The sequence below is a fragment of the Corallococcus terminator genome, from assembly GCF_003611635.1.
In the GTDB taxonomy this organism is placed as follows: domain Bacteria; phylum Myxococcota; class Myxococcia; order Myxococcales; family Myxococcaceae; genus Corallococcus; species Corallococcus terminator.
Map to the genome: position 1 here is coordinate 1 of NZ_RAVZ01000351.1, position 9,855 is coordinate 9,855.

At 70.4% G+C, this 9,855-nt stretch carries 8 protein-coding genes; 6 read left to right on the forward strand and 2 right to left on the reverse strand.

The window, feature by feature from the left end; genetic code table 11:
- The first annotated feature begins 222 nt into the window (after window positions 1-222).
- The 3 genes from D7V88_RS34185 to D7V88_RS34195 are packed head-to-tail and all read left to right on the forward strand — an operon-like array spanning window position 223 to window position 4,272.
- Window positions 223-2,481, forward strand: a complete 2,259-nt coding sequence (locus tag D7V88_RS34185; RefSeq protein WP_120544810.1) for a serine/threonine-protein kinase — start codon at window positions 223-225, stop codon at window positions 2,479-2,481.
- A gap of 10 nt (window positions 2,482-2,491) precedes the next feature.
- Complete coding sequence (locus D7V88_RS34190) at window positions 2,492-3,514, forward strand: extracellular catalytic domain type 1 short-chain-length polyhydroxyalkanoate depolymerase (RefSeq protein ID WP_208726640.1); 1,023 nt, start codon at window positions 2,492-2,494, stop codon at window positions 3,512-3,514.
- A complete protein-coding gene (locus tag D7V88_RS34195) occupies window positions 3,481-4,272 on the forward strand; it encodes a carbohydrate deacetylase (RefSeq protein ID WP_244238540.1) in 792 nt (263 codons plus the stop codon). Before D7V88_RS34190 ends, D7V88_RS34195 begins: the two co-directional genes overlap by 34 nt.
- Before the next feature lie 24 nt (window positions 4,273-4,296).
- Here D7V88_RS34195 and D7V88_RS34200 read toward each other — a convergent pair whose 3' ends face one another.
- Window positions 4,297-6,195 (reverse strand): ATP-binding protein, encoded by a 1,899-nt coding sequence (locus D7V88_RS34200; protein WP_120544805.1) that lies wholly within the window; start codon window positions 6,193-6,195, stop codon window positions 4,297-4,299.
- Between the two features lie 196 nt (window positions 6,196-6,391).
- Between D7V88_RS34200 and queF the strand changes: the two genes are divergently transcribed.
- Entirely contained in the window at window positions 6,392-6,751 is a 360-nt protein-coding gene (gene queF / locus D7V88_RS34205; protein ID WP_120544806.1) for a preQ(1) synthase, read from the forward strand.
- 24 nt (window positions 6,752-6,775) lie between these two features.
- Here queF and D7V88_RS34210 read toward each other — a convergent pair whose 3' ends face one another.
- A complete protein-coding gene (locus tag D7V88_RS34210) occupies window positions 6,776-7,786 on the reverse strand; it encodes a serine/threonine-protein kinase (RefSeq protein WP_244238541.1) in 1,011 nt (336 codons plus the stop codon).
- 351 nt (window positions 7,787-8,137) lie between these two features.
- Here D7V88_RS34210 and D7V88_RS34215 point away from each other — a divergent pair, with 351 nt between their 5' ends.
- Together D7V88_RS34215 and D7V88_RS34220 are read left to right on the forward strand one after the other, a co-directional pair.
- Window positions 8,138-9,058 (forward strand): DUF3396 domain-containing protein, encoded by a 921-nt coding sequence (locus tag D7V88_RS34215; RefSeq protein ID WP_158625221.1) that lies wholly within the window; start codon window positions 8,138-8,140, stop codon window positions 9,056-9,058.
- Window positions 9,059-9,145: 87 nt separating this feature from the next.
- Window positions 9,146-9,727: a hypothetical protein gene (locus D7V88_RS34220; RefSeq protein ID WP_120544809.1), complete on the forward strand. Its 582-nt coding sequence runs from the start codon at window positions 9,146-9,148 to the stop codon at window positions 9,725-9,727.
- Window positions 9,728-9,855: the final 128 nt, after the last annotated feature.

Here is a 9,855-nt window from a genome sequence, read left to right on the forward strand (position 1 = left end):
GGCCCGGCCAATACGGTGCGCATGGGCGCTTCCAGGGGCCCCTGGCCCCCCTGAAACATCCCGGGGGCAAGGGTTCAGGGGTGGGGACAGCCAAGCAGGCATCCCCGCAGGACCTTGGGTGCCGGGGACGCGAGCCCGTAGACTGCCGCCACCTTGGTGTCAGAACCCGGCTTCTCCTGGGCAGGTCGCTACCGCTTGAGTTCGCGCATCGCGACGGGCGGCATGGCCGAGGTGTATCTGGCGCGCGCCATCGCTCCGGACGGGCAGCGCGGCCCGGCGGTGGCGGTGAAGAAGCTGATGCCGCACATGGTCGTGGACCGGCGCATCGTGCAGATGTTCCTCAACGAGGCGCGCATCACCGCGCAGGTCCGGCACCCCAACGTGGTGTCCATCCTGGAGCTGGGCATGGAGGGCACGGAGCCCTTCATCGCCATGGAGCTCTTGGAGGGCTGTTCGTTCGCGGAGTTGCGGCGAGAGGCGGCGGAGCTGGGGCACCGGGTGCCCCTGGGCATCACCCTGCGCGTGCTGGTGGATGCGTGCCGGGGGCTGGATGCCGCGCACCGCGCCGTGGACGAAGCGGGCCGACCGCTGAAGATCGTCCACCGCGACTTCACGCCGGACAACATCCACGTGGGCGTCAACGGTGCGGTGAAGGTCATCGACTTCGGCATCGCGAAGGCGGACGCGCTGGGCTCCGGCACGGAGCCGGGGACGCTGAAGGGCAAGTTCTTCTACATGTCGCCGGAGATGATCGCCGGCCGCAGCGTGGACCACCGCGCGGACCTGTTCGCCGCGGGGGTGATGCTCTACGAGCAGCTCTGTGGCCGCCGGCCCTTCACCGGCATGTCGTCCGACGAGGTGCTGTCGCGCATCGCGGAAGGACGGCCGAAGCCGCCCACGGCGTTCGACCCGTCGGTGCCGCAGGCGCTGGAGGCGGTGTGCCTGATGGCGCTCGCGAAGGACCCGGAGGCGCGCTTCGACAGCCTCCAGACCTTCATCAACGCCATCGAATTGCTGGGCGGTCCCGCGGAGGTCGCCACGCCGGCGCAGGTGGCCGCGTACCTGGACACGTTGTTTCCGCCGGACCGCAACCCCAAGCGACAGGCCCTGCGGCGCGCGAGGCTCGCGGATCCGTCGAACTCGGGCACGGACGCCACGCCCATGATGGACGCGCTGCCGCCGTTCGCGGCGCGGTGGCCCGCGGAGCCGGAGCGCACGGCGGCGACCACCGGCGTGTACGGGTCGGGTTCGTGGCCTGGGATTCCAGCGGGGACCGAGGTCCTGCCCGAAGGTCCGGCATCCCTGCGCGGTGAGGTCCCGCTCAATCCGGACGCGCCCTCCGCCTCCTCACGGGGTGAAGCCCCGAGCGGGCCGGACGCGCCCTCTTCCTCACGGGGTGAAGTCCCGAGCAGGCCGCACGCGCCCTCCTCTTCGCGCAACGAAGTCCCGAGCGCGCCGAACGCGCCCTCCTCTTCGCGCGGCGAAGCTCCGAGCAGGGCGCACGCCCAGGCCTCCACGGCGGGAGCGAGCAGCACCGCCCCCCGGTCGCGCAAGGGCATCGCCGTGCTCGTGGGCGTGCTCGCCCTGGGCGGACTGGGCGCGGGGGCCACGTGGTTCCTGCGGCGTCCGGATGTTCCGCCCACCGCACGGCTCGCCGCCGCCGAGGCCGCCGCGACGCCGGACGCGAAGGCCTCCGCGCTGGAGGGACTGGGCAAGGACGCACGCGCCACCGCCAGGGAGCTGGCGCGCGCGAGCACCCTCCTGCTCGACGCGGGCGCCCACCCCCAGGCCCTGGCCCTGGCGGAGGCGTACACCGCGCGCTTCCCCAAGGAGGCCGAAGCCCACCTGCTCGCAGCGCGGGCCGCCACCGAGCTGCGCATGGGCAAGCGCGCGGAGCGCGCCATCGACGAAGCCACGCTGCTCGCGCCCAAGGACATCCGCGCCCCCCTGGCCCTGGCCGAACTGCGCGCCCGTCAGGGCGATGTGCCGGGCGCATTGACCGCGCTCGCGAAGGCGTATGCGCAGTCACCGGGCTCCGCGCTGGTGGCGCCCCGCTACGGACAGCTCCTGTCACAAGGAGGCCGGCTGGACGAAGCGGCCAGCGTGTTGTCCTCCTGGACGCGTCAGCACGACGACGCCGAGGCCCTCGCGGAGCTGGGCTTCGTGCGCTTCCGCCAGGAGAAGCTGGACGACGCGGCCTCGCTGCTCAAGCGCTCGGTGAGGAAGGCCCCTTCGCTCGCGGTGGCCCATTCGTACCTGGGGGCCGTCCTCTTCCGGCAGGGCGACCTCCGGGGCGCCGAGCGCGAGTACCGCGAAGCGGAGCGACTGGCCCCGGATGACCCCCGGGCCCTGACGGCGCGCTGCCGGCTGCATGCCCATACGGGCGACACCGCCGCGGTGGACGAGGTGAAACGTACGCTGGCGGAAAGGTTCCCCGCCCAGGCGTCCACACTGTCTGCCGAGTGCGGTCAGGGGAATTAGATCCCCTCCCATGCGCCTTCGCTTCCTCGTCCTCGCCGCGTCCAGCCTGCTGATGACGGCCGCCGCCTGCGACCCTGCCTCGGATGATGAGCCCGCCCCCACGCCCGACGCGGGGACGCAGGATCCAGACCCCACGGCTGGGGACGTGGCACCCGCGGACCGCACCTCCTGCACGGGCCTCACCGTGCCAGCGGGCACCTACGACTGGACGGTCGAGCACGGGGGCCGCACGCGCGCCTACCGCGTCCACGTTCCCACCGGCTACGACGCCACGAAGCCCACGCCCGTCGTGTTCAGCTTCCATGGCTTCTCGTCCAACGAGGTGGAGCAGGAGCAGTTGAGCCAGTTCTCCACGCTGGGCGACACCGAGGGCTTCATCGCGGTGTACCCGCGCGGCCTCAACTTCCCGGAGGTCTACGGACAGGGCGAACCGGACAGCCGGGGTTGGAACGGCGTCGCGTGCTGTGGCCCGGCGCAGATCGCCAACGTGGACGACGTGGGCTTCGTGGACGCGCTGCTCGCGGACCTGGACACGCGCGTGTGCACGGATCCGCGCCGGGTCTTCGCCAACGGCTTCTCCAACGGCGGCTTCTTCTCCTACCGGCTGGCCTGTGAGCGCGCCCAGCGCTTCGCCGCCATCGCGTCCGTCGCGGGCATGGAGGGGATGGCGGACTGCAATCCGTCCCAGCCCATCCCCGTGCTCCACTTTCACGGCACCGCCGACGAGACCATCTTCTACGAAGGTGGCAACAACATCATCGGGGGCAGGCCCTATCCGTCCGCGGGCGAGTCCGTGCGTCGCTTCGCGGAGCACAACGGCTGCACCGGCCCGGAACAACAGACGTTCCAGCAGGGCAACACCACCTGTTTCGCCGCCACCGGCTGCACACCGGAGAGCGCCACCGCGAGCCTGTGCGCCATCACCGGCGGCAAGCACGCCTGGCCCGGTCAGCCCGGCTACAACGGAGGCACGTCGGACCTGGACGCGACGCTGCAGATGTGGCGCTTCTTCCAGGCCCGTCCCCGGCCCTGAAGGAGCACGCCACGCCCCCCCGAGCCCTCATCCTCAACGCCGACGACTTGGGCTACGACCCGGGCATCACGCGGGGCCTGCTCCAGGCATTGCGAGAGGGCGTCGCCTCCTCCGCCACGCTCCTGGTGAACACGCCGTGGTCAGAGGAGGCCGCGAGGCAGTCGCAGGGGCTCGCCATCGGGTTGCATCTAAACCTCGACCGGGGTCCGCCGGTCGGCCCTGACTTTCCGCGCGAGTTCCGCTCCGTGGAGGGAGGCTTCATCGGAGCCCGCGTGGACGCGCTCCCGGTGGACGTGGTGGAGGCGGAAGCGTTCGCGCAGTTGGGGCGGGCGGAGCGGCTGCTGGGCCGGCCCGCCACGCACGTGGACGTGCACAAGCACCTGCACCGTCATCCCCACGTGCTGGAGGGACTGGCACGGGTCGCACGGCGCGCGGGCCTTCCGGTGCGGTCCATCGACACGACCATGCGCAATGCGCTCCGGGCACTCGGCGTGGCCACGAATGATCACTTCGTGGGGGAGTCCGGAGAAGCGGCGTACTGGACGCAAGAGCGCTTCGCGGCGGCGTTGGAGGCACTTCCCACCGAAGGCGTCACGGAGTGGATGTGCCACCCGGGCCACCTGCCCGAGTTCGTCACCAGCCGCTATGCGGAGCAGCGCGAGCTGGAGCTGGCCACGTTCCTCCATCCGCGCTCACGCGAAGCGCTGGAGCGGGCAGGACTGCGTCCCACGGACTTCCGCGTGCTCGGCACTTCCTGAGCGGACACGAATCCTCACGCCTGACTACGACGCGAGCACGGGCTCCGACTCCACCGGCGGCACGAACCGGCGCCGCGCCCGGGTCAGCACGTTGCGCACGCCCTCGAGCAGCTCGTCCGCGCGGTAGGGCCGCGAGCACAGCGCGGCGTTCTCCTGCGCCCACCACGGCCGCGAATCCCCTGCCAGCAGGATGGGCACCGGCCGGGCGCGGGGCAGCGTGGCGAACGTCTCCAGGAAGGAGCCCACCTGGGACTGCGTGGCGCTCGTCGAAAGCACGATGAGGTCCACGGGCAGGTGCGTCGCCTTGCGCAGGGCCTCCGCGCCATTCTGCACGGTGAACACCTCGAAGCCCTCCGCCCGCAGCGTGCGCTCCGCGGAAGCCTCCTGCCCCCGGTCCTCGTCCAGCACCAGCACACGCCGGGGCAGCCTGCGCACCTCATGGGCCGCCATGCGCGGCAGGTCCAACGTGAAGGTGGAGCCCTCGCCCTCGCGGCTGCACAGCGCCAGCGAGCCACCGTGCATCTTCACGATGGAGTGGCTGATGAACAGCCCCAGCCCCAGCCCGCCGAAGTTGCGGTGCGACACATTGCGCGCCCGGTAGAAGCGCTGGAACACCTGCGCCTGGTCCGCGCCCGGAATCCCGATGCCGTGGTCCTGCACCTGGATGCGCGCCGCCTCCCCCGTGCGCTCCACCCGCACCGCGATGGGCGCTCCCGCCGGGCTGTACTTGTGCGCGTTCTCCAGCAGGTTCACCAGCACCTGCTCCAGCCGGTCGCGGTCGCCCAGCATCCAGACGCCGTCCGGCGGCACCTCCACGGAGAAGGGCCGTTCGAAGGCATGGCGGAAGTGATCCACCACCTCCGCCACCAACTGCCCCACCTCCAACGGCGCGGAGTTCAGCGCCAGCCGTCCCAGCTCCAGGCGGCTGGCGTCCAGCAGGTCCTCCACCAGCCCCGCGAGCCGGTCCACCTGCCGCTTCGACTTGAGCACGCTGGCCAGTTCCACCGGCTGCCCCGCGGCGATGCGACGCTCCATCGAGTACAGGCCCAGCTTGAGCGGCGTGAGCGGCGTCTTCAGCTCGTGCGACGCGATGGACATGAACTCCTCGCGCACGCGCAGGGCCGCCTGGGCCTCGCGCAACAGCCGGGCGTTCTCCACCGCCACCGCGAGCTGACTGGCCGCCGCGCTCCACATCTCCAGCTCCCGCACGGAGAACGAAGCGCCCTGCTCCTTGTAGATGAGCAGCAGGCCCACCGTGCGGCGAGGCGCGCACAACGGCACCGCCGCGAACACCGACCCCACCGCGTCCCCGTAGCCCCGCTGGATGCCCAACTGCGGCTGGCGCAGGGCCAGGGCCTGCCGGTACGGATCCTCCGAGGGGTCGAACGCATCCCCCGGCATGTCGAGCCCCTCCAGGTCCGACACCGCCATGCGGCGCAGCGTCGCGTCGTCCTCCTCGTAGAGGAACACCTCCGCGCGTCGCACCTGGGCACACCTCACCAGGGACACCACGGCGGCCGAGCAGACACGGTCGACCTCCAGCGACTCACCCACCGCGCGGGCAATCTCCCGCACGGCCTGTGAAAAGGCGCCCTCGTCGTCCACGCCGGAAGGCTCCATCACCAGCCAGGCTCCGGCGGAGCCGTCCGTGCGGGTGGGCTTCACCTGCACGCGCACCTGTCGGAGCGCCCGGGTGATGACATGCCCCGTGTGGGGCTGGCCCTCACGGATGGCACGCTCCAGGGCGTCCAGGCTGCGGCCGTGCTCCAGCGCGTCCAGCAGCGTGCCACCGGGTGGAATCGCCACGCCCGTCTTGGCCGCGAAGCCCTCCTCGCACCACTGGACGCGAAGGTCGGGTCCCACGCGCAGCAGCGCTTGGGGCAGGCACGAGAGGACTTCCTCGAGGTCGTTGGGTGGCAGCATGGGTGGGGGCACGGCAGGGGTCGCTTGGAGGAGATATGAACCCCCTCCCATGATCGCCAACCACCCCCCGGCGATCTGCTGCCCTCCGGGGCCCTGGCGCGTTGGAACCCGGACAAACGGGGGGTGCCGGGCAGCCAGGGGTGCACCGCGAGGGAGGGCGGCGACAGCCAGCGGACGTGTGCTAGACGACACCGCCATGTCCTCTCAGCCGTCCAAGGAAGTCCAGACCTTCCCCAATCCCGCCCCCGAGCGCGATTACGAGATCGCCTTCGACGTGCCGGAGTTCACGTGCCTGTGCCCGCTGACGGGCCAGCCGGACTTCGCGCGCTTCACCATCAAGTACGTGCCGGATCAGCTCTGCGTGGAGCTGAAGAGCCTGAAGCTCTACATGTGGTCGTACCGCAACGAGGGCGCCTTCCACGAGAAGGTGACCAACACCATCGCGAACGACATCGTGAAGGCCATCCAGCCTCGCAAGCTCACCGTGGTGGGCGACTTCTTCGTGCGCGGCGGCATCGGCACCATCGTCACCGTCACGCACGAAAAGCAGAAGTAGGCGCGGGCCTCCTTCGCCCATCCTTCAGCGGGTGAGCTGCTCCAGGAGCGGCGCCCACTGCGACTGGGAGAGGTAGAGGCCGGTGCCCGCGGCGACCGTGCCCGCGGCGAGCGCGGCCAGCATCCACTTGAGCTGGCTGCGCTTCGCGGGCTTCGGCGCGGAGAACACATCCAACACACCCAATTCCTGCTGCGTGAGGTGGGCCAGGGCCTCCGTCTCCGTGAGCTTCTCGCGGTAGCGCAGGAACGCGATGAGCAGCGCGGGATGGGACACGCGCACCTCGTGGGCGAGGAACAGGTCCAGCTCGCGGCGCATGGCGGCGGCGTCCGGGAAGCGGGCCTCCGGCTTCACGGCCAGCGCGCGTTTCACGATGCGCGCCAGGGGCGCGGGCACGCCAGGCGCCACCTTGTGGAGGGGCGTGAACTTGCCGTCGCGAATGCGGGCGAACACCTCGCCGGCCGTCTTGCCCACGAAGGGGCGGGTGCCGGTGAGGGCCTCATAGAGCAGGACGCCCAGGGAGAAGATGTCCGTGCGTGCGTCGATGGCGGCGCCCGTCACCTGCTCCGGGGACATGTAGGAGGGCGTGCCCACGGCCATGCCCTGCTGGGTGAGGGCTTCGAGGCCCACGTCCTTGGCGATGCCGAAGTCCATGAGCTTCACCTCACCGGACTTGGTGAGCATGACGTTCGCGGGCTTGAGGTCGCGGTGGATGATGCGGCGGAAGTGCGCATGGTCGAGCGCGCTGGCGATGCGCGCGCCGATGACAGCGGCCACGTCCGGGGGCAGCGGGCCGTCCTTGATGAGAGCGTGGAGGGTGGGGCCGTCCACGTACTCCATGACCATGAAGAGGCTGTCGTTCTTCTCCACCAGGTCATAGAGGGTGACGATGTTCTGGTGGCGGAAGGCGGCGAGCGCCAGGGCCTCGCGGCGGAAACGGGACAGGGCCTCCTTGTCGCGCTGGCCTTCGGGCAGCAGCTCCTTGATGGCCACCTCGCGCTGAAGCAGCTCGTGCAGGCCGCGGTACACGAGCGCCATGCCGCCCCGGCCCAGCTCTCCCAGCACGCGGCAGGCGCCAATCTTGCGGTGACGAACGGCTTTATCGGTCTTCGGCTCGGCGACGCTCACGGGGCCGAAGGGTAGCGACTCACGTCGCATGCGTCGATGGGCCCTGGCGATACAGGACGTTCGCACAGGTGTGATGGAAAGACGCGGTGTCGCTGTCTCACTCCAGGAAGCCTACCTGGGGCGCGCGGGCTGGCAGGATGGGCGGGCGGGTGGACGCGGGACGTGGAGGCAGGGTGCCGGGACCGAGGAGTTCTACATGAAAGCACCAGGACAGGGCCCGGCACAGGTCTGGCGGGTCGTTCCACGGTTGGGAGTGCTCCCATGAGCAGCTCCATTCCTCGCATCCGCCTCTACCTGGGAGAAGAAGCCAGCCCTGCTGTTCGCGACGGGCTTGAACTCTGTTTCTACATGCCGCACCCACACGAGGCATTGAAGTCGGGCGTGCGCCGAGCACTGGGCGTGTATCTGCATGCTGTTGGAGAGAATGCTCTTGGCTCCTATCTGGATCGCGATGGCGAATGGCAACCGCTTGACGCCAGGGGATGGGAACTCACGCGGCGGGACCTTCATGACGGGGTGGAAGCCAGGATCCATCTGACGGAGGAAGCCCGCGGCGACGAGCGATTCGACTTCCACTACCTCGGGAAGGCACTCGGCCACCCTGAAGCCTTCCGCGGTCCGGATGACGTCAGCGCGCTGGCCGTTTCGCTGCCCACGGAGTTCCTGGAGACGCAGGGGCCTGGGCGTGTCCGCTCGCTGGCACTCGACATGGCGTGGGCCCTGCCCTTCAGCAGTGGTCATGCGGGCCTCTCCTTCCTTGGAGAACCCCTGGCTTCGTCCGTTCGCGACGAGGTGGAGAGGCTCGCCCTCCGCCACCCGGCCATCGACGTCCCGTACCTGGACGGACGTGCCCGTACACTTGGCACCCGCGTGCTCGGTCCCTCGTGGATGACCTTCCTGGGGCCCCCCGTGCTCACGGAGCTGGGAGGCGCCGAAGCCCTGCGTGCCCGTCTCCGTTCTCCGGGCACCCTCGTGCAGGATCTGGGATCCGACCGCGCCATCGTCACCCTGGGCCCGGCACCCCAGGCCGGTGACACCGAACAAGGCCAGACACTCCCCGCCTACCGGGAGCTCGCCCGCGTCCTCGAACCCTGGCTGTTCCAGACGCCCCCAGGCCCTTCCGCGGAGCAGAGTCCCTTCATCCACGACCGACGAAGCTGGCAGCGCCGCTTCCTCGACTGAGCGCTCCGCCTCCTGTTCCCCCTGCACGTGCACCCCTGGGCATGCGTTCGCATGCTGTTTCCATCGAACGTGCCTAGGGGGAACGCCATGACGGAACGTGACGCCTACATCCAGAAGATGGAAGCGGAGCAACGCGAAGCGACCGCGCGCTTCCAGGAGCTTGAAGCCCAATCCGACCTCGCGGAGAGCGAGGACGAGCTGGACCTCATCACCGGCGCCAAGGAGCGCAGCGACGACTTCCAACGTGAGGTCCAGGCCCTGCGCCACGCGGATCAACAGGACTGGCACCGCGTGAAGACCGCCGCGGAGAAGGCCCGCATGCGGTTCCACGACCACCTGGACCGCGCCGGCCTCCAGTGGGACCAGTTGCGCGCCGGCTACCGCCGCGAACGCGAAGCCGAACTGCGCAACCTGGGCGCCCAGATGGACCAGTGGGAGGCCGCCCGCCAACGCACCGCCGCCGAGGACTCGCTCCTCACCCGCCAGGAATTCGACTTCATGAAGCGCGACCTCCTGAACACCCGCAGCCTCCTCCAGCACCTGGGCCACGCCCGCGGCGCCGCCTGGAAGCAGGCCCGCGAGGAGTACGAGGCCGCCTGGCGCGACCTGCGCGAGCGCTCCCGCCGAATCCGGGCCGACAGCCCCACAGACACCGCTTCCCCCTACTGACCCCTCCCAAGCAGAAAGCGCTCCCCTCCCTGCTTCTTCGCAGGCGCCATGCGGCTGTCACACGGCTACGCTAGGAACGCCCCCCACCCGGAAGAGACGCGGCCCGGAAGGACCGCACCCCTTCCGGG